Origin of the sequence: Actinokineospora iranica (assembly GCF_900101685.1) — a bacterium.
Classification (GTDB): Bacteria; Actinomycetota; Actinomycetes; order Mycobacteriales; family Pseudonocardiaceae; genus Actinokineospora; species Actinokineospora iranica.
In genome coordinates this window covers 63,492-84,195 of the sequence record NZ_FMZZ01000013.1, presented here as the reverse complement: position 1 = coordinate 84,195, position 20,704 = coordinate 63,492, and the positions used below count along the sequence as shown (strand labels likewise).

18 protein-coding genes are annotated in these 20,704 nt (G+C 70.4%); all 18 read left to right on the top strand.

From position 1 onward, the window contains the following. Positions 1–253: 253 nt before the first annotated feature. The 18 genes from BLS56_RS23510 (at position 254) to BLS56_RS23425 (ending at position 20,699) form a co-directional block, all read left to right on the top strand. Positions 254–2,692 (top strand): ATP-binding protein, encoded by a 2,439-nt coding sequence (locus BLS56_RS23510; protein WP_175482998.1) that lies wholly within the window; start codon positions 254–256, stop codon positions 2,690–2,692. Between the two features lie 638 nt (positions 2,693–3,330). After that, positions 3,331–3,795: a hypothetical protein gene (locus BLS56_RS23505; RefSeq protein WP_091454926.1), complete on the top strand. Its 465-nt coding sequence runs from the start codon at positions 3,331–3,333 to the stop codon at positions 3,793–3,795. 262 nt (positions 3,796–4,057) lie between these two features. Beyond that, complete coding sequence (locus BLS56_RS23500) at positions 4,058–4,339, top strand: DUF6355 family natural product biosynthesis protein (protein ID WP_139190931.1); 282 nt, start codon at positions 4,058–4,060, stop codon at positions 4,337–4,339. A 190-nt stretch (positions 4,340–4,529) separates the two neighbouring features. Then, positions 4,530–5,396 (top strand): hypothetical protein, encoded by an 867-nt coding sequence (locus BLS56_RS23495; RefSeq protein ID WP_091454922.1) that lies wholly within the window; start codon positions 4,530–4,532, stop codon positions 5,394–5,396. Next, positions 5,393–6,127 carry a L,D-transpeptidase gene (locus tag BLS56_RS23490; protein WP_091454919.1) on the top strand — a complete coding sequence of 245 codons (735 nt, stop codon included), beginning with the start codon at positions 5,393–5,395 and terminating at the stop codon, positions 6,125–6,127. The genes BLS56_RS23495 and BLS56_RS23490 overlap by 4 nt, the downstream gene beginning before the upstream one ends. A 46-nt stretch (positions 6,128–6,173) precedes the next feature. Next, positions 6,174–7,361 carry a hypothetical protein gene (locus BLS56_RS23485; protein WP_091454918.1) on the top strand — a complete coding sequence of 396 codons (1,188 nt, stop codon included), beginning with the start codon at positions 6,174–6,176 and terminating at the stop codon, positions 7,359–7,361. Between the two features lie 29 nt (positions 7,362–7,390). Then, positions 7,391–8,113 carry a hypothetical protein gene (locus BLS56_RS23480; RefSeq protein WP_091454915.1) on the top strand — a complete coding sequence of 241 codons (723 nt, stop codon included), beginning with the start codon at positions 7,391–7,393 and terminating at the stop codon, positions 8,111–8,113. After that, entirely contained in the window at positions 8,110–9,396 is a 1,287-nt protein-coding gene (locus BLS56_RS23475) for an MFS transporter (protein ID WP_139190930.1), read from the top strand. The genes BLS56_RS23480 and BLS56_RS23475 overlap by 4 nt, the downstream gene beginning before the upstream one ends. Then, a complete protein-coding gene (locus BLS56_RS23470; RefSeq protein ID WP_228771862.1) occupies positions 9,393–10,445 on the top strand; it encodes a hypothetical protein in 1,053 nt (350 codons plus the stop codon). Before BLS56_RS23475 ends, BLS56_RS23470 begins: the two co-directional genes overlap by 4 nt. Further along, positions 10,442–10,735 carry a hypothetical protein gene (locus tag BLS56_RS23465; RefSeq protein WP_091454910.1) on the top strand — a complete coding sequence of 98 codons (294 nt, stop codon included), beginning with the start codon at positions 10,442–10,444 and terminating at the stop codon, positions 10,733–10,735. The genes BLS56_RS23470 and BLS56_RS23465 overlap by 4 nt, the downstream gene beginning before the upstream one ends. Next, positions 10,732–11,562 carry a hypothetical protein gene (locus BLS56_RS23460; protein ID WP_091454907.1) on the top strand — a complete coding sequence of 277 codons (831 nt, stop codon included), beginning with the start codon at positions 10,732–10,734 and terminating at the stop codon, positions 11,560–11,562. The genes BLS56_RS23465 and BLS56_RS23460 overlap by 4 nt, the downstream gene beginning before the upstream one ends. Position 11,563: 1 nt before the next feature. Continuing rightward, positions 11,564–12,964 (top strand): hypothetical protein, encoded by a 1,401-nt coding sequence (locus BLS56_RS23455; protein WP_091454904.1) that lies wholly within the window; start codon positions 11,564–11,566, stop codon positions 12,962–12,964. Continuing rightward, positions 12,964–14,466: an SCO6880 family protein gene (locus BLS56_RS23450; RefSeq protein WP_175482997.1), complete on the top strand. Its 1,503-nt coding sequence runs from the start codon at positions 12,964–12,966 to the stop codon at positions 14,464–14,466. Before BLS56_RS23455 ends, BLS56_RS23450 begins: the two co-directional genes overlap by 1 nt. A 182-nt stretch (positions 14,467–14,648) precedes the next feature. Then, entirely contained in the window at positions 14,649–15,971 is a 1,323-nt protein-coding gene (locus BLS56_RS23445) for an ATP-binding protein (protein ID WP_091454899.1), read from the top strand. 5 nt (positions 15,972–15,976) lie between these two features. After that, on the top strand, positions 15,977–17,122 hold the full coding sequence (locus BLS56_RS23440) for a C40 family peptidase (RefSeq protein WP_091454896.1): 1,146 nt from the start codon (positions 15,977–15,979) through the stop codon (positions 17,120–17,122). After that, positions 17,119–18,966: a type IV secretory system conjugative DNA transfer family protein gene (locus BLS56_RS23435; protein ID WP_091454893.1), complete on the top strand. Its 1,848-nt coding sequence runs from the start codon at positions 17,119–17,121 to the stop codon at positions 18,964–18,966. The genes BLS56_RS23440 and BLS56_RS23435 overlap by 4 nt, the downstream gene beginning before the upstream one ends. A gap of 1 nt (position 18,967) precedes the next feature. After that, positions 18,968–19,582: a hypothetical protein gene (locus tag BLS56_RS23430; RefSeq protein ID WP_091454891.1), complete on the top strand. Its 615-nt coding sequence runs from the start codon at positions 18,968–18,970 to the stop codon at positions 19,580–19,582. 517 nt (positions 19,583–20,099) lie between these two features. After that, positions 20,100–20,699, top strand: coding sequence for a hypothetical protein (locus tag BLS56_RS23425; protein WP_139190929.1), 600 nt, complete (start codon positions 20,100–20,102; stop codon positions 20,697–20,699). Positions 20,700–20,704: the final 5 nt, after the last annotated feature.

The following is a 20,704-nucleotide window of genomic DNA, read 5'->3' as shown; positions in this document are numbered from 1 at the left end:
GAGTCGGTCAACCGGCGTGTCTGCGGCTGCCGACAACACACTGTGATCAACTTTCCCCTGCGGTGGGACAGTCCACAAGCGAGCTTCATGACGGGAAACGGCTACTTATACTCGTCCGCCAGTCGCGTTGTCCCTGCTCCACGAGGTCTAAGAGCACCACGGGGGACGTTGGTGGGCGGCATAGCAAGCACGGGAACGAGTACGCAGAGTGATCTCAGGTGGGGTTGCTCACGAGGCCCTGAGGGGGTGCCGGTTGACGCACACGCAAGAGCACGAAACGCAGGAGAACGACGGCCGCCCGTTCCGGGCGCCTTATGTGAGCGGACAGATCGAGGGGCTGGGGGGTATCCGCGCGCAGCCCGGACCGCTCGTGGGTCGAGAGGAGTTGATCGAACGGGGGCTCAACCTGTTGGGCCAACGCTCGTGGTTGAGCCTGACCGGGCAGGGTGGAGTTGGGAAAACGCGGCTCGCCCTTGAACTGGCCCAGCGAGCCGCGCGCGCGTCGCTGTTCGCCGACGGGGTGGTCTTGGTCGGGCTGGCGTCGCTGGCCGCCGCGGGGCCGGACGACTCGGTCGAGCGGGTGCGCAGCCACGTCCTCTCGGAGGTGCTCAAGGCTCTCGGGCTGCCCGACAACACCGATGCCCGCGGCGCGGAATGCAAGTTGCGCGAGTGGCTGATCGACCGCGAAGTCCTGCTGGTTCTGGACAACTGTGAACATGTCGCCACCGGGGTGCGTGCGCTGGTGCCTGAACTGCTGACCTACCGCTCGAAGCTGCGCGTGCTCACCACCAGCCGCGATCGCCTCGAGCATGGCGAGCGTGTCCTGCGGGTCCCCCCTCTTCCGTACAGGGGAGCCCAGGGGCAGGAGGCGCCGCCCGCGGTGAGCCTGCTGGTCGACCTCGCAGCCAACCGTGATCTCGTGCTCGACCCCCAAGACCCCGACGTCCTGGAGTTGTCCAGGCTCCTGGGGGGTCTCCCGCTGGCTATCGTCCTCGCGGTCGCCAACCTGGAAGGCCGGGGTATCCGGCCGCTGATCAAGCGGTTGCACGAGGACCCCTTGGCGTTGCGGGACACGCTGGTGCACTCGGCCCCGCAGCACCGGTCGCTGCGAGCGGTCATGGACTGGTCCCTGAAGCGGCTGACCGACGACGAGCGGGCGATGTGGTCGATCGCGGCGGAGTTCCGGGGCCACTTCACCATCGAGGACGCCGAGAAGCTCGGTGCGAGGCTCGGGTTCGACCAGGACACCGTGGCCGTCCTGGTAGGACGGCTGCTGCACCGGTCGCTGCTGGAGAGCCAACCGGGCAGCGACAGGACGCGGCTGCTGATGCCCTACACCGTCCGTGCGTACGGGTTGGGATTGGAACCGGAAGGCATCACCCGCGACCGGATCAAGGCCGCGCACGCCGGCCTGTACGCCCACCAAGCCGCTCAGGCGGCGGCTTCCTGGTACGGCCCCGACGAGCGCCGCATCCTGCGTGAGCTGCAGGAGAGCCGCGCGGACGCCAGAGCCGCGCTCACCCACTACCTGTCCGACGCCGAGACCGTGCACGAGGGTCTGCGGCTGGCGATCAACCGCAGCAAGGTTCGGGTGGGCATCTTCGGGGGCCAGCTCCGCCAGGACCGCCAAGAAGTCGGTGACGCCTTGGCCGCCATCGCCCGGCACAGGCCCGGAGAGCACACCGCCCTGGAGGTGGAAGCGCACGCGCTGGGGGCTTTCCTCGAGCTGTGCCTCGGACAGCGCGCTGAGGGCGTTCGCCAACTCGGCCGCGCGCACGATCTCCACGCCGTCGTCGGCGGCGAGGTGCCGCCGTGGCTTACCTTGGCCGACGGCTTCGCGCAGTGGTTGTCGCCCGATGCCGCGCACGCTCGGACTGCCGCGGAGGCCCTTGACGAAGCGGTGCTCGCCGCGAGGGAACACGGTTCGCCGGGCGACCACGTCTTGGCGCGCATGTTCTCGGTGCTCGCGGCCGGCTTCGACCGAAGCCGCGGGGCGGTCGAGCAGGCCCAGGTGTACCTCGCGCAGACCGAAGAAGCAGGCTCCGAGTGGGCCGCCTGCTGGGCTGGCATCGCCTTGGCCATCGCCGAACACCAAGATGGACGGCCGGGTCGCGCAGCCAAGGTCCTGCGGCCGGTGCTGGCCGTCCTGCATGACATGAATGAGATGTGGGGACGGGTGTGGGCGGCGTGGATCACCGCGTGCGCCGCCGCCGAAAGCGGTCATGTCGCTGACGCTGTCCGTCTGTTCGGCGCGGTCTCCACCATGCTGCGGTCCATCGGCGTCGACCTGGATGGGCTGCCGCCCTGGGTGCGGACACAGCAAGCGGCCAAGGTCCGATGCCTGGCCGAGTTGGGCACGCAGGGCTTGCACCAGCTCCGTGCCGAAGGGGAACACCTCGACATCGACCAGGCCGTGAACCTCGCGCTGAGACTGCTCGAGAAGATCGAGGACGACGCCGAAGCCGACACCGACGCTGATCTGGCCACGACGGAGAAGCTCACCCGACGCGAGCTGGAGGTGACGTTGCTGATCATCGACGGGCTCACCGACGCCCAGATCGCCGAGCGGCTTTTCCTGTCGATCCGCACCGTGGAGAACCACGGTGCCAAAGCGCGGGCGAAGCTAGGTGCGCCCAATCGCACGGCACTGGCCGCCCGGTACGCGGAGATGATCGAGAAGGGCGAACTCTAGAAAGGGCTCTCATAGGGGCGCGGCCGAACGGTCGCGCCCCTTTTCTTGTCCCGCTTCGCTTTGGCTTCCCGGCCGCTCCCGGGGAAAACCCCTAACCGCGCGCACATCACCCCTCAAGCTCGGACAGATTCCGCCGGATTTGACGTTGATCGACACGCTCCGACAGCGAGCGACAACCAAATGTGCAGCTCCGGCGTCCCTGATCCAAACTTCCCGTAGTCGAACCGACACGCTGGATTACGGCGCGATCCGCTGGGAATGGCGGTAAGTGGCGCTGAAACGCGGGCATGAGTACCTCGGTCGGACCGTATGGGTACACAGAATCTGGCTTTTGAGTGTTCTTCCCGATGTGCGCTGTACCCGTGCCGGATTAGCGTTCTCGGTGTCGCCAGGGCGGAGAGTCCGGGTGGCACGAAAGAACCGCTCACGTGATCGCGGCTTCGGCCTGCACAGGCTGGTCGCTCACGTGGACATGGTCCTGACGCTGCACGGGAGGTGAGCGCAGGACGTGGTCGATCAGAGCATCGACCACGGGGGGAAAGCGTGGCCGGCACCTGGTGTGCCGGCCACGCCCCCGCGAAAGCCCGATCTCACAGGGGGGAAGCCAGATGAAATGCTCGGCAGCTCGGCGGGGACTGGTGGCGCTGGCGTCCGCGTCCGCCATCACGGCAGGGGGAATCCCGGCGGCGTCGGCCAACGACAGCAACCCGTTTCGCCGGCCTGTCGACGGCGAGACCGCACCGCCGCACGAGAGCGTGAGCACGAACTTTTCCTTAACCATTGCCCGGGTCCGCGTCGTTATCGCCGCGCTGCGGGCGCAACTCGCAGCCCGCCTCCTGGAGCCCGAGCCCGAGCTCGCGCACACGAGCACCGGCGGCCGGTCTGCCGGAGCGGGCGTCAGGATTCGCGCGAACCCCGTCAACGGGGCGGTGCTCAGCCTGCTCCAGCAAGACGAAGTCCTCGCCGTCCGCTGCCTGTCCACGCTTCCCACAACGCAGGACGGTTACCGCTGGGCGAGGGTCTTCCAACCCAGGACCAAAGTCACCGGGTGGGTCCGCAGCACGCTGATCACCACTGGCGCAGCGGCGACCACCTGTTCGTGAACTGAGCTTGATCGGTGGCGCTGGAGAAGCGCTCCCGGTCCGCGGCCGATGCCCTGGCCGCGTCAAAGCCGGTCGCACCCGCGACCGGGACCCCCAATAGGACGGTCGGCGCCGTACGACTGAACACCCTCGCCGAGGGTGCGGCGCCGACCGTCCACCCCGGGGGGAAGGGCAAGGGGGGTCTACACGACAGCACAGGGGAACCTTTGTGAAGAAAGCTCTAGCTTTGATCGGAACCGCGGTTGCGGCTGCGGGAGCGCTGGTGGGGATCGCTTCACCCGCATCAGCCGCGCCTTGCGGGTTCAGCGTCGACGGCGTCGGGAACGGCACGTATGTGCATTGCGCCAACACCTTCGTCCTGGTGAAGGGGCACTGGTCCGGAGGCTCCACATTCACCAACTGCTTCAGGCCGTGGGAGATCGGCTACTACGGACCGGACGCCGGGCAGCGCGTGGTCAAGGTGTACTACGTCCCGGTGAGGCCGAACCTCGTCACGTTCCCGAATGGCACCGTCGGGTGTTCGCTCTACCAGCCCCGCCTCTGATCAGGCCAAGCGATCACCTCGTGATCCTTTGATGAGCCCGCGTGACCACACCGTGGTCGCGCTGCCCGCGCCGCCCCGGATGACCCCAGGTCCGGGGCGGCGCACCCCGGCACCGCGCTCGGCGGCGACAGCCCCAGCGGTGCGCGATCACCTCACGGCGCCCCGCGCCAGCACCCAAAGGGGGACACCCATGGCACCCATCGACATGCCGCGAAGTAGGCACCTCGCCGAGTGGCGGCACACCGACGACGGTGTGGAGCTCGTCCTCGACCAGCGCGCGATCGGGGTTCCCCGGCCGCTGGCACTGGTCCTGCTCGACGGAGACCGGCTGCTCACCGACTCCCCTGTGGACGATCTGCTGGGACTGGAATCGACGTTGCGGCACATGGTCGCCGTGTTCGCCGAAGAGGTGCGCGTTGCGCACCAAGCCGTCTTCGCAGTCAGGGTCAGGAAAACGTCAGGCAGTCCGAGGCGCACGTCCGATGACGGCGGCGCCTTCGCGCGGGCTACCGAGCGCCAGGGCCGGGCGAGTCGGCACCACTACGCAGCCGCACGGCTCCTGGAGGACTTGCGCGACTGGGTTTCGGAGCTGCGGCCGGCACACGGGATGCTCGCCGAGGCGGTCCAGGGATGGGCGCGCGGCCCTGAGGCCCCGGCCACGGTCACGATCTTCGCGGACCCGCACGCCTTCCTGGCAGGCGACGTTCGCAGGCAGGCGACGCGCGACTGGGGCGGCCTCGACATCGACGGCGTCGAGGCGTGGGGACACGGGTGGCGTCGGGACGGCGACGACGACGCCCCAGGCTCGATCCCCCCTGACGGGCCGGACCGCGGCGGGTACTGGTCGCTCGGGTTCTGCGCCCGCACCGGCGAGATCTACGCGGTGCGACGAGCCCCGCACCTTGACCAGGAGGTCTGGCTCCTGGGCAACCTCGTGGCCACCCGCGAACTCGCCGACTCCATCCTCGATCCGCTCAGCGACCACATGCGCCAGCCCAACAGCCTCGTCCTGGCCGCTCGGACGGTCGGTGCCGCAGTTCGAGAGCAGGCGGCGTGAGCAGCGAGAACGTCGTCATCGGCCGTGACCTCGCAAGGTTGCCGGTGGCGGACTGGTCAGCGTGCCTGCCCGCTCTGCCCCCTGACGACCACGCCCACGAACCCGCGACCGGCGCGCGGCTCGGCGTCCTGGCGCCGGTCCCACTGCACGCCGCGCCGGGAACGCCGCCGGTGGCCGAACTGCCCGCGGTGATCAGCCCCGAGGTGCGCACCTGGCTGCCTGTCATCGGCGGGCAACCGGGGTGGGTGCACGTCCTCGTGCCCTGCGCCCCCGACGGCCGCACCGGTTGGGTCGAGCTCGGACCGGACGTCCTGGTCGTCGCCCACCTCGTCCACCTCGTCGTGGACATCGGCGAGCGCACGGTGACGCTGCACCACGGTCGCAGCGCGCAGAGCTGGCACTGCGAGTTCGGCGAGCGGTGGCCCTTCCGGGCCACGGTGGGGTGGCCCTGCGGCGTCGGAAACGCGACGCACCCGACGCCGCGCGGTCGAACCTTCGTCCTCGGCGACGTCCACCCCCGGACGGGCGTGGTCGACCACGCGCTCCTGCTCGCAGCGCACATGCCCACCCACCTAGGCCACGGTGCCGGGGTCGAGGCGGTCGGGGTGCACACCTGGCCCTCGGCGAGCTGGGGAAGCGCTGGGACCGACGGGTCACTCGTCGTGCCCCCCGAGGCCATGCCGGTGCTGACCGAGGTCGCCCGGCCCGGCACCGCCGTCCTCATCCACTGAGCCCTGCCCACCCGGGCGTTCGTCGAGCAGCAAGGAGACACGGTAAATGTCGGACAACAAGCGCACCCGCATCCCGCGGCGCGGACCCTGGAGGCGACGGCGGCGGTGGGTCGCCGGTGCCGCGGGCCTGCTGGCCCTGCTCACCCTCGTCGCGTGCACCTCGACCATCACCGGGCAGGCCAAGCCCGCTGCCACATCGGGCGCGGGCGGGTCCCAGCTCTCCGACCGAACCCCGATCAGCACACCGGGCCAGTCCGCCGCGGCCGACTCGGCCGGGTACACCGAGGTCTACCCCGGCATCGTCGCCAACACTGTCCAGCTCGACTCCGTCCAGAAGGCCGCGGAACTCCGGCGAATCGACCCGTGCGCGCTGCACGACGTGGCGGCAGCCGCGCAGTCGACCGGCATGACGCCGTCGTCGATCATGCCCACGCCCAAGCTGAGCAGCTGCACGCTCGACGTCTCGCCGAAGGACAACCCCCTCGACGAGTACGCGCTCATCATCAACGTCGGCACCTTGTTCTCGCCCAAGGTCGAGGCCCAGGAGAAGACCCAGCACGGCGGTGTCGACTTCTTCCGCATCAACAGCCCGATCGGTGACAGCAGCCAGTCCTGCACCTACGTCAAGAAGTTCAGCGAGCGGTTCGGCATCGACCTGACCGTCTCCGCCCACACCAGCAGCAAGACCAAGGACACCTGCCAGATCGGCGCGGCGTACCTCGACGCCGTAGCCAAGTACTGGGTCAAGCCGGCGACACGCGCCGACCACATCAGCACCCCCGTGCTCTCCATCGCCGAGTTCGACCCGTGCGCCGCCCTTTCCACGCCCGCCAAGAGCCTGGGCCGCAAGGTCACTCCGCTGGTGAGCGAGCCGTTCACCTGCTCGCTGCTGCCCACGGAGATCGTGCCGGGGGAGAAGCTCATCGCGAGCGGCTTGGTGCAGCTCTCGGTGCACCTCAAGTCCGAGAACCGGGACGGCGACAACGCGCCCAAGGACTACAAGGTCACGTCCGTGACGGTCGCGGGCCACAAGGCCCGGCAGCGCGAGTTCACCGACCACCACGGGTCGCAGAAATGCGAGCTCGCCGTCCAGATCGACACCGACAAGGTCGCGCTCACCGCCGACGCCACCTCCCAGGCCGTGCGACCCGACGTGCAGACGTTCACCGCGTCGTCGCCGGACTGCGCCCGCTCCACCCAGGCCCTCGAGAGCGCCTTGGCGCTGCTCGGCTGATCACAGCAACCATTCAGGGGAAACACGACATGCGAATCGACAGGTCCTACGTGCGCGCGGCGATGAGCGCCGGAGCCGTGCTTACCGCCATCCTCACCGCAGGCGGATGCACCAGCAGCGACGAGAACACCGCTGCCGGACCCGCCGGGTCCGGGGTCAGCGACCAGGCAGCCCCCGGCCGGCCCCAGAGCGCCGACCCCGGGGCGGAGGAAAGGCGAGCAGGCCGCGCCACCGGGTCGATCCCCCTCGGGGACCTGGACAAGCCGAAGTCGGCCGGCCAGGCGGGCGCCCCGTTCGACCCCTGCGGGTCCGACGGGCTCGACTGGGCGGACTGGCCCGCGCCGGTGCGCCCCACCGACGGCAAACCGCACGCACCCACCCAGATCAAGCCCGGCGGCGACGGCACGGGAGTCCAGTGTCGCTGGGACAACTCCGGAGCCATCACGATCGGCCCCGGGGGCTCCTCCGCCCCCCAGGGCGGCTTGTTCACCACCACGATCGCCTGGGGCCGCGACCTGCAGACCGACCCGGCCAAGCGGCCGGGCTCGACCACCAAGACCTGGGGCGGACGGTCGGGGTGGAGCCTGCCCGGCAACTCCAAGAGCGGTCCGACCTGCACCGCGGTGGCCGACCTGGGTGAAGGGCGCGGCGCCGCGGGCGTGGTCGTCCAGAACGCGCGCTTCGCCGCCGACGCGCCCGCCTGCGATGTCGTCGACTCCGTCATCAACGCCATCGTCGCCCAGGTCAAGTGAGCGCCCCGACCATGGCCAAGCTCGCCGATCGCGTCCCCGCTCCCCGGGGGCGCGATCGGCGCAGCCGCGGGCTGGCTGCCGTGGCCCTCGCCACCGCCGCCACGGCGACCTCCGGGCACACGGTGACCGGGCCCCTGCCCGTTCTAGCCGTCGAGCCGCACGCTTCCCCAGGGGCGGTCGGCCAGCTGGCGACGTTCTCTGCGGTGGTCTGCGTGCTTGCCGGGCCTGCGCTCGCCGTGGCGACCGGGCGCTGGGAACGACGCACGTTGCTCACGGTCACCTTGCTCGTGACCGCCGCGGGCAACGTCATGGCCGCTGTGTCGACCAGTTACTGGACGCTGGTGGCGGGCCGGATGGTGACCGCACTGGGAGCGGCCACCACAACCGCTGTCGCCGTGGGACTGGCCGCAGCCGCCAGCCCGCCCGCCGCGCGGGCGCGCACCATGTCGCTGGTGCTGACCGGGGTCACCGCGGCACTGCTCCTCGGCGTGCCGGGAGTGGCCGCGATGGCCTACTGGTGGGGGTATCGACCGGCGGTGTGGGCGGTCGTCGGGCTCTGTTTGATCGCGGCGGCTGTGGTCATCGGCGCTCCGAGGCTCCCGGCTCCACCGGCTCTCCGGTTGGCCGATCGCCTCGCCGCGGCGACCCGGCCCGGGGTGGGCGGGGTGCTCATCGGGGCCGCGCTGACCTGGACCAGCATCGGAGTCGGCTACCCCTACCTGGCGCTCGTGGTCGGCACGTCGCAGGCCGCCCACGGACCTGCCTCGCTGTACCTGACCTTCTACGGGCTCGGCGCAGCCGCCAGCACCGTATGGGTGCCGAAACTGCTGGACCACACCAGCCCTCGCGGGGTTCTCGTGTGCGCCGCGCTTGTCACGGCCTTGGCCGCCGCCGTGCTCATGCCCTCGGTCACTCACCCGGTGTTCGTGATCGCCACGGTCACCGCGTGGGGCGCGTCGGCCTGGGTGACCGCCCCGGCCGCGAACGCGTGGCTCACCGATATCGCCGACGGCGACCGGGGGCAGTCCGGGCTGCTGCTCGCGCTGGCGGGGGCCGTGATCTACCTCGGTCTCGGGGTCGGCGGCCTTCTTGGTGGGGCCGCGCTGACCTGGGGTGGAACCCGGGCGCTGCTCGGCGTCGCCGCGGTCCTGGCCGTGCTCGCCGCAGCGGTGTTCGCGGCCGTCGGACGCGGGCAAGGCGGGTGGCCGACACCCAACCCGGGGCCCGCCGCACAGCCACCGCCGCCGGGACTGCACCCGCATCCGCACTGGTTGCCGCGATGACGGTCGACCGTGATCACGCCGTCGTGCGCCTGGAGAACTCGCTCGTGCGAGCAGCGCAGGAGGCGACACAGCACCTTCCGCCTGCCGACGTGGACGCGGCCGTAGAGGCGGGGATGCTCGCGTTGGCGACACAGGCAGCCCGAGCTGCGGCGGGCGAAGCCGATCCCAGCCCGGAAGAAGCCGCCCACGCCGCTGCCGCCGACGTGGCACGTTCGGCGGGCGCAGCCCGGCGCGGCGGCCCGCCGAGCACCGCGACCACGGCACTCGACTGGAGCGAGTTCGGAACGGTCGTGCCCGTCGTGGCGGGTTCACCGGGGGCCGGGGCCTCCATGCTGGCAGTGCTCCTGGTCGACGCGCTGCAACTCGCGCAGCGGCGCGTTCTGCTGATCGACCCCGCGGACCCCGCTCGCTCCGGTCTCGCCTCGGCCGCCCGGTCCGAGGGGCCTTGGGTGACGCACCCGCACCCGGGAGTGGGTATCCGCTACTCCTGGCGGGCGCAAGCGCTGGTCGCCCGGCTGGAAACCACCCTGCCGATCATCGCGCCCAGCATGGTGCCCGCCCCCGCCGCCTGGCGTCCGCCGACCACGCCGTTCGACGTGACCGTCGTCGACCTCGGGCACGACCCCTGGCGGATCACCGCCCACCCCCTGTCGGGCGCCGGTTCCTGGCTGCGCAGGGGAACACCCCATCCGCGCCCGGTGCTGGTCGTCCGCCCCTCCCGCCCGTCCCTTCTGCACGCCGAGCAGGTGCTCGCCCGCTTGGACCCGTGGGTGTCGACGGCCGCTGTGACCGCCCCGGCGCAGCTGGTCGTCATGGGCGCGAAGCGGTGGCCGCCCGGGGTGGCGGGCAGCGCCGGACGGCGGGTGCACGACCTGCTGCCGAGAGCGGTCTTCATCCCCCACGACGCCGCACTCGCCGCGTCCGGGGTCACCTCCGCGGTGACCCCCAGTCAGCTTCGGCGCCCGGTCCTGCCGCTGCTGCGCAGCTGGGGCCTGCTGCCCGAATCCGCTGGCCGCGCCACGCGGCCCCGCACGAAGGAACGCCCATGAGGAACCACTCCGGCATCGGGAGACTCCTGGCCCAGATCCCCAACCCGGAACCGGCTGAACCGCCGGGCGCGGAGAAGATCGTCGAACTCATCGCCAACGTCAAGTGGGGAGCGGGGGTCGCTCTCATCCTCGGCTTCCTGATCGGTCTGATGGTCTGGGCAGGAGGCCGTTGGGTGGACCACCACCGCGCCGGGCGGGTCGGCCTGATCATGATGCTCTGCGCGCTGGCCGGTGGCATGCTCTACGCGATCGGCTGGCAGCTGATCAGCCACTTCTCGGGCACGAAATGACCGCGCCCACCGAGAACCGCTCCCGCAGGCGAGCGGGCGCGGCCCTGACCGCCGTCCTGCTCGGCGCGCTCGCCTTGGTCGGCGGCCTCATCGCGGTGCTCATCGCCCGCGGTGTCACCCCGCCCGCACCAGCGGCCGGAGTTGGGTGGGCGACCTCGACGCCCGCGGCGACGAACACCGGCCCGAGCACCGGCTCGAACACCGGGTCGGGATCGGACGATAACGCCCTGGCGACCCGCCCGATGCTTCAGCTTCCTCCACAGGCGGCGCAGCCGCAGGTCATGTCCACGGAATCGGCGGGTCCGCCGATCGAGGTGCCCAAGCCGCAGGGCGTGGCCGAGCGCTGGATCGCCGACGGGTTTCCCGCGACGCCGGAAGGCGCGCTGGGGCAGCTCAAGGCGCTGGACGAAGCCGCCATGACCACCGCAGACCCTGCGGCCTACGAACGGGGCTTCCGCGAGGTCGCCGAAACCGGTGCTCCCGACCCACGCACAACCGGCCTTTTCTCCCTGCTGACCAGCCTGCGCGCCAAGGCACAACTGCCCGCCACCGGGTCGGTGTCCGGAGTGAGCGGTTCCTATCGGGTCACCCACGGCCACATCAAGGGAACCAGTGCGGACCGGAAGTTCGCGGTGGTGTGCGTGCTGGGCCACTTCACCATCAGCGCCCGCGGCCAGGTCGTCAGCGCCGGGGTCGGTGACTGCCAGGCGATGCGCTGGAACGGCACGCGGTGGCGGATCGCGTCGGGCCCGCTGGCCGCGCCCGCACCGAGCGCGTGGCCGGGCAGCGCCGACGCCATCCGAGCCGGGTACCGGGAGGTGGTGTGAGGTGTGGCCATTCAACAACATCGGCGCCTCGATGGGCGATGCGGTGTTGAGGATGCTGCTGGGCGCTTTCGAGCACCTCATGCTCATGATCTGGGACGGCAGCCTGTTTCTGCTCCGCAACGCGTTCATCCTCGTCGACCGCTTCTCGGTGTTCACTGTGGACACCCAGACCGGCCCGATCGCCGTGCTGTGGCCGATGATGCTGTGGATCAGCGGCATCCTCGCGCTCGGGCTGTTCTTCTGGCAGCTGATCTCCACCACGCTGCGCGGAGGCCGGGGGTTCCTACGCCTGGTCAGCGGTCCTGTGCAGTATGGAATCGCTTTGGCGGTCACCGTGGGCCTGGTCGCTGCTTTCCTGGCAGCGGCGGACGGTCTGTCCGAGGGCATCCTGCGCTACGGGCTGCGCAGCGAGAACTTCAGCGCCGCGCTGGATCAGACGAGCTTCGGCGACGGGGTGGTCGACGGGATCAAGGCGGTCGTGCTGGGGCTGTGCGCCCTGGGCGGGATTCTCCCGGCCGCGGTGGGCTACCTGCTGGAGATGGTCTTTCGGGAGGCGGCGATCTACTTGCTGGTGGCTACCATCCCGATCGGCGCGGCCGGGCTGCTGGCCAACGTCAGCGCGGTGTGGTTCTGGCGCCCGATCAGGTGGATGTTGGCGTGCATCGCCATGAAACCCGCGCTGGCGATGGCCCTGGTCCTGGGCGTGGCCCTCGCCGGTGGCTCCGACGGCATCATCGGGCTGCTGGCGGGCGTGGCCATTCTGGTGATCTCCTTGATCTGTCCGTTCGTCCTGTTCAAGCTGTTCGCGTTCGTCGACCCGAACTCCGACGCCGGGGCCGCGTTCCGTGACGCGCTGTCCGGCATCGGGGTGAACTCCTACGGCTCGCAGAACCCCGCCTTCCTGGCCGCCAGTGCGATGGCCGGTGGTGGTGGAGGGGAAGCCGTCGAAGCGGCGAACGACGCCCGGTTCGCCGACGCCGTCGCAGACCACGGCGAGGAGTCGATGAACGACACCGGCGTGGGGCACCCGTCGGGCGGCGCGTCGGACGACGGCGGCGGTGATGACGGCTCCAGCCCGGGAAGCTCCGAGGGCGGCGGTTCGGGAGGCTCCGAGAGCGCGACCCATGCGGGCGCCTCGGGTGGCGAGGCTGCCGACGACGAGGCGGGTGCGGAACGCCTGCCTGCCAATTTGGGGTCGGTGGTGTCGTCCAGTCCGCAGTCTGGTCCCTCCGGTTCCTACGGCGACGAGGGCGGCGGTCCGCCGCCCGTCGACCCGCCTGGCCCAGGGGGAGGGACACCGCCGCCGAGCGGCGGAGACGGCGGTGGTGGTGGTCCGAAGTCTGGTGGCAGCGGCGGTCGGGGGAGCGCCGCCGCAGGTGAGGAAGCGGCGGTGATCGTGTGATGTCCACTCGGATCTACCGGGACCTGAACAAGCGTGAGCGCTCGACCTGGATGCTGGGGTTGACCCCGGTCCAGAGCGTGGCGTGCGTGCTGCTGATCCTGCCGGTGCTGTGGGCGATCTCCGATGGGAGGTTCGCCGACGCGGCGCTGCTGCTGCTCATCTGCGGGGCGGTCGCCGGACTGGTCGTGGTCCCCGTCCGCGGCCGACCCGCGGTGCGGTGGATGGGGCACTTCGTGTTGTTCCAGGTGGGGATCTTGACCGGCTGGTCGCGGTGGCAGTCCAAGGCCGCCGCGGGCGTGCCGGTGGCCCCCGATGAGCCGGACCTGCCCGGTGTCCTGGCCCGCCTGGCGTTCCCCGACGGCCCGCCACTGCGGGACGCGGGGCGGGTCTGCCTGATCCACGACACCGGTGACGGGCGGTGGGGCGCCACCGCTCGGCTCACCCATTCCGGGGCCGGGATGTTGTCCGACGAGCAGTGCGAGCGGCTGGCGGCCCGGCTGGGCACCCTGCTGTTGTCGCTGGGCCACCGCGAGGTCGTCGACCGGATGAGCCTGCTGGTGCGCACCGTGCCCGACGACGGCACCGAGTACGAGCTGTGGCGTGCCAAGCACCAGGTGAGTACTGCGCCGCCGCTGGTGCGCCAGTCCTCCGACGAGCTGGATCGCGCGATCGGGAGCCTGTCGGTGCGGCACGAGATTTTCGTGACCATCTCCGGCCCGGAGGACAAGCTCCGCAAACCGGCCGCAGCGGCCGGGGGCGGTGTCGACGGGCGGGCGTTGGCGCTGTACCGGGTGCTCGACGGTGTGGAGGACCCGCTCAAGTCGCTCGGAGTCCGCTCCGTCGAGTGGCTTGACGGAGCGGGGATGGCCTGGGCGATCCGCACGGGCTTCAACCCCTCGACCCGGTCGGCTCTCGCCGCGGCAGCAGAACACGGGGCCGAAGGAGCGAAGTTGGAGAAGGCGGCTGCCGGACCCACCGAGGCGCCCTCCCCGTCCCCGCGCGCGTACAGCCACGACGGCTACACCACCGCGTCCTACACCGTGCTCATGCCGGAGGGCGGCACCGTGTTCGGGTCGTTGGGGCCGCTGCTGGCGGTGCGCGCCGCGGGCGAGCGGCGGACGGTGGCCATCCACTACGAGGTGATGGATTCTCACCGGGCGCAGCGGGCCGTGCGCGCCGGTCGGTTCCGGTCGAACGTCATGGCGGACTGGAAGGGGCGCAAGGGTTTCAACCGGTCGGCGATGGACGAGCGCGAGGCCGGCGGGGCTCGCGCGCAGGAGCGCGCTGTGGCGGCTGGGCACACGATGGTCCGGTTCGCCGTCGCGGCGTCGGTGACCGTGCCCCGGGAGTGGTCCATCGAGGATCACGCCGCCCGCTTGGAAAACGATGCCTCGGGTCGGTTCCGGCTGCTGCGCCTGGATTTGGCGCAGGATTCCGGGTTCGTCGTGGCGGTGTTGCCGGTGGGTATCGGCCTGCCCCGACACCGTAGGGGGCTGACATGAGCCGCCGAACGTCGCGCGAACGCAGCGCCGCGGGACTTCTGCGGGACTTCGGTTCGCTGCCCGCCACCACCTCGGCGCCTGCGCCTCCTCGGCGAGTCGAGCGGCAGCGGGTCAACAGGGCGGTCGCGCCGCGTCGTGGGCGGGCACGTGCCGGTGAGGGCTGGTCGCCGGTGGAAGCCCCGATGACCGTGTACCGAGCGGCGACCAGCGAGATCGGCGGCCTTTTCCCCCTGTTGGCAGCCAACGGTGTTCCTCCTGTCGGCGCGAGGATCGGGTACGACACCCTCTCCGGCGGGGCCTTCTACTGCCACCCGATCGAGTGGGTGCTGCGCGGCCTGGTTACCAACCCCAACCTCGTGATCTTCGGAGAGCCGGGGCGGGGGAAGTCCTCGACGGTGGTGGCGTTCCTGCTGCGGATGATGGCCTTCGGGGTCAAAACGTTGATCAGCGGCGACGTCAAGGGCGAGTACAGCCCGCTGCTACGCGCGCTGGGGGCCACGCCGATCGTCCTGGGCAGCGGCAGCCCCGCCAGGCTCAACGCCCTCGATCTCGGCCCGGTGCAAGCACGCTGGACGAAATGGTCGGTCGCCCGGCAGAAGGAGGAACTCACCGGGGTGCTGGCGCGCTGGACCAAGCTGATGGTGGCGCTCGCCGAGGCACAGGGCTACCGGCCCACCGTCACCGACGAGGCCGTGCTGTCCGCGGTCCTGACCCGCCTGGTCGGCGTCGGCGACGGATACACGCACCTGCGGCCGATCACGATCCCCGACGTTCAGCGCGAGCTGGCAGAGCCGGACGACGACCTGTGGAGCCGTACCCGGTTCGCGGACCGCCGCCAGTTCCTGGACACGTTGCGGCCGATGACCGACGCGCTCGGCAACCTGGTCACCGGGCCACTGAGCGGATTGTTCGACCAGCAGACGAACTTCGAGCTCGACTGGTCCTCGCCGATCCAGTCGATGGACCTGTCGCGGCTGCGCTCACGCGGAGACCAGGTTGTCGCCGTGGCGCTGACCTGTCTCGGGTCGTGGTCGAGCATGATGACCGACCTGCAGGACGACGGCGAGATCCGCATCGTCGTCCGCGACGAGGTCTGGCGGCAGATGCGCCTGGGCCTGCGCGCTGTCCAAGCCGTCGACGCCGACCTACGGCTGTCCCGCGCCGAGAAGAAGATCCAAATCCTGGTGATGCACAACCCCGCCGACCCGCTCTCGGTCGGTTCCGCGGGGTCGCAGGAGGTGGCCATCGCCAAGGACTTGCTCTCCCTGTGCTCGACCCGAATTCTGTTCGGTCAATCCACTCGGGTGGCGGGGGAGCTGGCGGAGGCTTTCTCGCTGTCGGAGCGGGAGCAGGAGGTGGTGACCGGCTGGGCCATGGAGCGCACCGGACGGGCCTTGTGGAAGGTCGAGAGCAACGCAGGCCACAAGGTGCAGGCCGTCCTTTCGCGCACCGAGCGGCGCATCTTCGACACCAATGCCCAACTGCGCCGGCAGAAAGCCGGGTGACCGCGATGTCGACAAGCTCAAGAGCAGTGGTCGCCGCGGTCGCGGCGGTGTACGGCGTTGTGGTGGTTCCTGCCCTCCTGCTCGGCGCAGCCCTGATGGCGCAGCAGGCCAGCGCGTCCACCGCGGTGGCCGTCGTGGAGTGCGCGACCGTCCAGTTCGCCGACTACGGGCCGGGTGGCGTGTCGCAGCCGGTCGGGGACGAACAGTTCAGCGGCGAGCAGCTCGCCAACGCCCAGTTGATCGTCGCAGTGGCCGTCGAGCGCCGGTTGCCCAAGCGCGCCGCCGTGCTGGCGCTGGCCACCGCGATGGTCGAGTCCGAACTGCGCAACGTGAACCACGGCGACAGGGACTCACTCGGGCTGTTCCAGCAGCGCCCCAGCCAGGGGTGGGGCAGTCCGGAGCAGATCCTCAATCCGACCTACGCGGCGGGCAAGTTCTACGACCACCTCATCGCCCTCCCCAACTGGGAGACCATGCCGACCGGCGCCGCGGAGCAGGCGGTGCAGCGGTCGGCCTACCCGGACCGATACGCACCGCGCGAAGCGGCGGCGGCTGAGCTCGTCGCCCGCTTCTGGCAGGGCCCCGACAACCCCGTGCCACAAGCCCCCGACATTGCCCTGGCTCAGTACGACCACGCCGCGACCGGCTGCCCGGACAAGGGCAGGGGCAACCTGAACCCGGAAGACCTCGACCCGAAACGGCTGCCGCCCGGGTTCACGGTGCCGCCCGACCAGGTGCACTCGGCCGCGGTCACCTACGCGCTGGCCCAGGTCGGTAAACCGTACAAGTGGGGCGCAGAAGGGCCCGATGCTTTCGACTGCAGCGGCTTGACGCAGGCCGCCTGGGCGCACGCCGGGGTCGGGATCTCCCGCACCACCGCCACCCAGGTCCACGACGGCGTGCCGGTCGGCTCGATCGCCGCGCTCCAGCCTGGGGACCTCGTGTTCATTCCGGGCGCCGACGGCACACCGGCAGCACCGGGGCACGTCGGGATGTACGTGGGCAACGGGTACATGGTCGACGCCTACGACGAGACCCGCGGCGTCATCCTCACCACCCTCGACTCCTGGAAATCGAAGATCGTGGCCATCCGCAGGGTGGCGGCCGGCGACGGCGGCGGGCCCTCGACAGGCGGTGACTCGCGGCTATGAGGACGAATTCCCCCTCCATCGTCCACCGCGACGTCGCGGTGCTGCTGGCAGCCCTCGCGGGCCTGTGCCTGCTGGTGCTCACCGCCGCGCTGCTGATGACCGGCGCCGCAGTCACCACCGCCCTGCTCGACGGCCCGTGGTCGATGCCCGCGCCGGGCCGATGGGTCGACGAGGTGCTCGCCATCCTGGCCCACCCCGCACAACCTGGTGCCGACCTCGGGCCGCCGTGGTCGGACGCCCTGGCGGGGCACGCGGGCATGTACTGGGTGGTCACCGGAGCGGTGGCCGTAGTCGCCACGACACCGGTCCTCGTCGCGGCCGTGGTGCTGGTGCGGTTGTTCGGCAGAACCCCGGCAGGACACGCCAGCCGGGCCGACATCCGCGCCGAGCTGTCCCTGTCGGCAGCGCGCCGCACAGCGCAATGGACCAGACCGACCATGACCGCCGCCGCCCGCGAACAGGCCCCGCTGGAGGACGTGGCCGCACCACTGCACCTGACCCCGTGGAAGCAGCCGATGTGCACCCCCTTCGAGAACCCCACCGGCACCCTCGCCCCCACCCAGAGCGGCAAATCCCGGCGCGATCTCGTGCACAAGGTCATCGGCGCTCCGGGAGCCGTGCTCTGCAGCACGACCAAGCCGGATCTGCTTGAGTTCAGCGGCATTCTGCGCGCGCAACGACCGGATGCCGGGCCGGTGCTGGTCGCCGACGCCACCGGCGCTGTCGGCTGGCCTGCACGCTTGCAGTGGTCGCCGATGCAGGGGTGCCAAGACCCCTCGGTGGCCTATCGCCGCGCGCACACCATGGTGGAGGCGTCCTCGATCGGCTTGTCCGACGTCGGCGGAAACGACCGCGTGTTCCGCGGGCGGGCCAAGATCGTGCTCCAGTGCTACTTCCTGGCAGCCGCCTGCCACCAGCGCACGGTCGACGACCTGGTCCGCTGGGCCATGAGCAAACCCGTCGACCAAGAGCCCGTGCGGCTGCTGCAGGAGGCCGGGTTCGACGAACACGCCAGAAATCTCAGGACCGAGATCGGCATGGTCGCCGAGACCTCCGACGCCGTCTGGCTCAGTGTGCGCAGGGTCGTCGAGCCCTTCATGGACCCGAACATCCGCACCCTGTCCACCCCTGAACCGGGACACGAGTTCGACGTGGCGGACTTCATCGCCCGCCGCGGCTCGCTCTACCTCGTCGCCGGGCAACACCAGGCAGCCCAGGCCGCGCCGGTCCTGACCGCGCTGGTCGAGCACTGGCTGACCACCGCCCAGGAAGCCGCCCTGCGCACACCCCACCGGCGCCTCGACCCGCCCGCGACCGCCATCCTCGACGAGCTGACCAACGCAACCCCGATCCCCCAGCTCCCCGATATCGTCTCGGACTCGGCAGGACGCGGCGTGCTCATCCACTGGGGTGCGCAATCCCTGGCCGCGCTGGAAGACGTCTTCACCCCAGAGCGCACCCGGCAACTGTTGGACAACACGACCACCTTGAGCGTGTGGGGCGGCATCAAGGACCCCACCACCCTGGAATGGGTCTCCACCCTGACCGGCCACCACGAGCGCGTCCGCTACCAGGAGCAGAGCGCCGGAATGCTGGGCCAGTCCCACACCTCCTACGGCACCGAGACCGTCCCTACGTACCGCCCCGGCGACGTGCGCGGCATCCGCCGCGGCCGGGTCCTGGTGATTCATCGGCATCTTGACCCCATCCTCGCCCACACCCGCGACGTCTCCCAGCGGCCCGACTGGAAGACCATCCGCCAACACGTCGAAGCCGTCCGAGACGCCCACGTTCCCCTCGACGCGAACGGCATGGCCCGAACAAGCGACCCGACGAGGTCGTGACATGGACGACCAGGCACCCCCGAACGACGACGAACAGGGCCGCGACGACCAGATCGCGGCGCTGGCGGAAATCCTGGAACAAGTCGAAGAACGCCTGCACGACCTCGAAGCCAAGGTCGACGCGCTCGGCAACCAAGAACCCGCCGAACGGAAACCCCACGAGCCCGCCCCGTGGGTCTGGTACAGCCCACCCGCCGCGGCCGAGGACGACCCCGACTCGGACCTGGACCCGCGCTTCACCGTCGACAACTTCATCGGCTGGTACAACACCACCCTCGTCGGCACCGACGGCAGCTCCGCCCGCCCGATCCCCGACTGCTGGCGCCAACACACCGGACTGGCCCTCGAAGTCGCCGCACTCGCCTACAGCTGGCGGGAAGCCAACATGGGAAAGGGTGCCACGGCACGGGATGCGCAGTACTGGCTGCACCAATGGCGACCGGCTTTCACAGACCGCATGACCCGCAACTGGGTCCACCCCGACTGCCTCGACGGCAAACACCGCCGCTCACCGCTCGCCCCACGCTCCGACCGGTTCACCTTGTCGGAAGAACACGTGGTCGTCGCTGACAATCACCGCGAGACCGGACCGGAACAGCTTGATCAGGGCGGGTGAGAGACAGCGGAATCTCACCGATGAACGTGCTCGGAGATCACCCTCGCCGACGGACCTGATAAGAGTCCGACGCTCTACTTTGGACCCCAAGGTGAGGTCGGCGTCGTCCGCTTCAGCCCGCCGACGAGTACGCAGCTGCTATTGCATTCGAAGTCCGGAAGCGTCAGTCCGGCTACCCCGGGTACGGCACCAACCTGCCCGCCGACGCGTTGCGGGAGGCGCTTGCCGAGGCGTCTCCCGAACGAACGCCGGAGTGGCGGGCCTGACCAGCAGGCGCCAAGGCCGCGCGGCCGTACACGTTGGTTATGTTGGACTTTTTCTTCCGGTTGTGTGTACTTGGGTCCGGTTTGGCTAAACCGCTGGTTCGAGTGACGGCCGTCCGCTAGCGTCGGTCTCAGCCGTCGCGCTCTGGGGAATCTACTGGGGATGCTTCGTTTCGCGCGCGGCCGGGATCTGCGTCAGGCGCGCCGATTGGTTCTGCGCGCCTGGATCTCCTGTGCATATCCGAGGAGGATCTGTGAAAGCACTTGGCTTGTCCGCCCTGATCGCCGCCGTGGTGCTGGCCGCCGCCGCCGCGCCTGCGGCGGGTGCCGACGCGTCTGCGGGCGCGTCGCAAGTGCCGACGATGCGGTGGGTTTCCGAGCAGGAGTACATCGCCCTGGTAGGGGCGGAAGAGGCGGCCAACCCGCACTTCTCTCCCGCGCCCGCGGGGGCCCGCATGGAAAGCGCGCCGCTCGACCCGCCGCAGCACTGGTACGACATCAATCAGATCGACACCGACCCCCGCGGCTTCCGGATCCCCACCAGGCACGGCACCCCCGGCCCTACCGGCTGGGGTTACGAGCACTATGCCGACAACCACAACCTGTACTCGTTCAAGGCCCTCACGGCCGCGTACCGCAGCAAGCCCGCTGTCGACCAAGGCGCGCACGCGGAGTACAACGGCTACCTGGTCTCGGGGAACGTCACGATCGCCCAGATCCACACCGTTGCGCAACTGGCGAACCGCACGGAGGACGGCTCGCACGTCACGTTCGACGGCAAATACATCGGCACGATCACAGCGTTCTGCGTGGGCGTGAACCGCTGCCCCAACGCCGTCAACGCGAACGGCTAAAGGTA

What these genes read in the sequence shown, in the direction of transcription:
- BLS56_RS23430 (WP_091454891.1), top strand. Translation starts at nt 18,968, where the DNA reads ATGGACGACCAGGCACCCCCGAACGACGACGAACAGGGCCGCGACGAC.
- BLS56_RS23445 (WP_091454899.1), top strand. Translation starts at nt 14,649, where the DNA reads ATGACCGTGTACCGAGCGGCGACCAGCGAGATCGGCGGCCTTTTCCCC.
- BLS56_RS23495 (WP_091454922.1), top strand. Translation starts at nt 4,530, where the DNA reads ATGGCACCCATCGACATGCCGCGAAGTAGGCACCTCGCCGAGTGGCGG.
- BLS56_RS23470 (WP_228771862.1), top strand. Translation starts at nt 9,393, where the DNA reads ATGACGGTCGACCGTGATCACGCCGTCGTGCGCCTGGAGAACTCGCTC.
- BLS56_RS23465 (WP_091454910.1), top strand. Translation starts at nt 10,442, where the DNA reads ATGAGGAACCACTCCGGCATCGGGAGACTCCTGGCCCAGATCCCCAAC.
- BLS56_RS23480 (WP_091454915.1), top strand. Translation starts at nt 7,391, where the DNA reads ATGCGAATCGACAGGTCCTACGTGCGCGCGGCGATGAGCGCCGGAGCC.
- BLS56_RS23460 (WP_091454907.1), top strand. Translation starts at nt 10,732, where the DNA reads ATGACCGCGCCCACCGAGAACCGCTCCCGCAGGCGAGCGGGCGCGGCC.
- BLS56_RS23435 (WP_091454893.1), top strand. Translation starts at nt 17,119, where the DNA reads ATGAGGACGAATTCCCCCTCCATCGTCCACCGCGACGTCGCGGTGCTG.
- BLS56_RS23440 (WP_091454896.1), top strand. Translation starts at nt 15,977, where the DNA reads ATGTCGACAAGCTCAAGAGCAGTGGTCGCCGCGGTCGCGGCGGTGTAC.
- BLS56_RS23485 (WP_091454918.1), top strand. Translation starts at nt 6,174, where the DNA reads ATGTCGGACAACAAGCGCACCCGCATCCCGCGGCGCGGACCCTGGAGG.
- BLS56_RS23450 (WP_175482997.1), top strand. Translation starts at nt 12,964, where the DNA reads ATGTCCACTCGGATCTACCGGGACCTGAACAAGCGTGAGCGCTCGACC.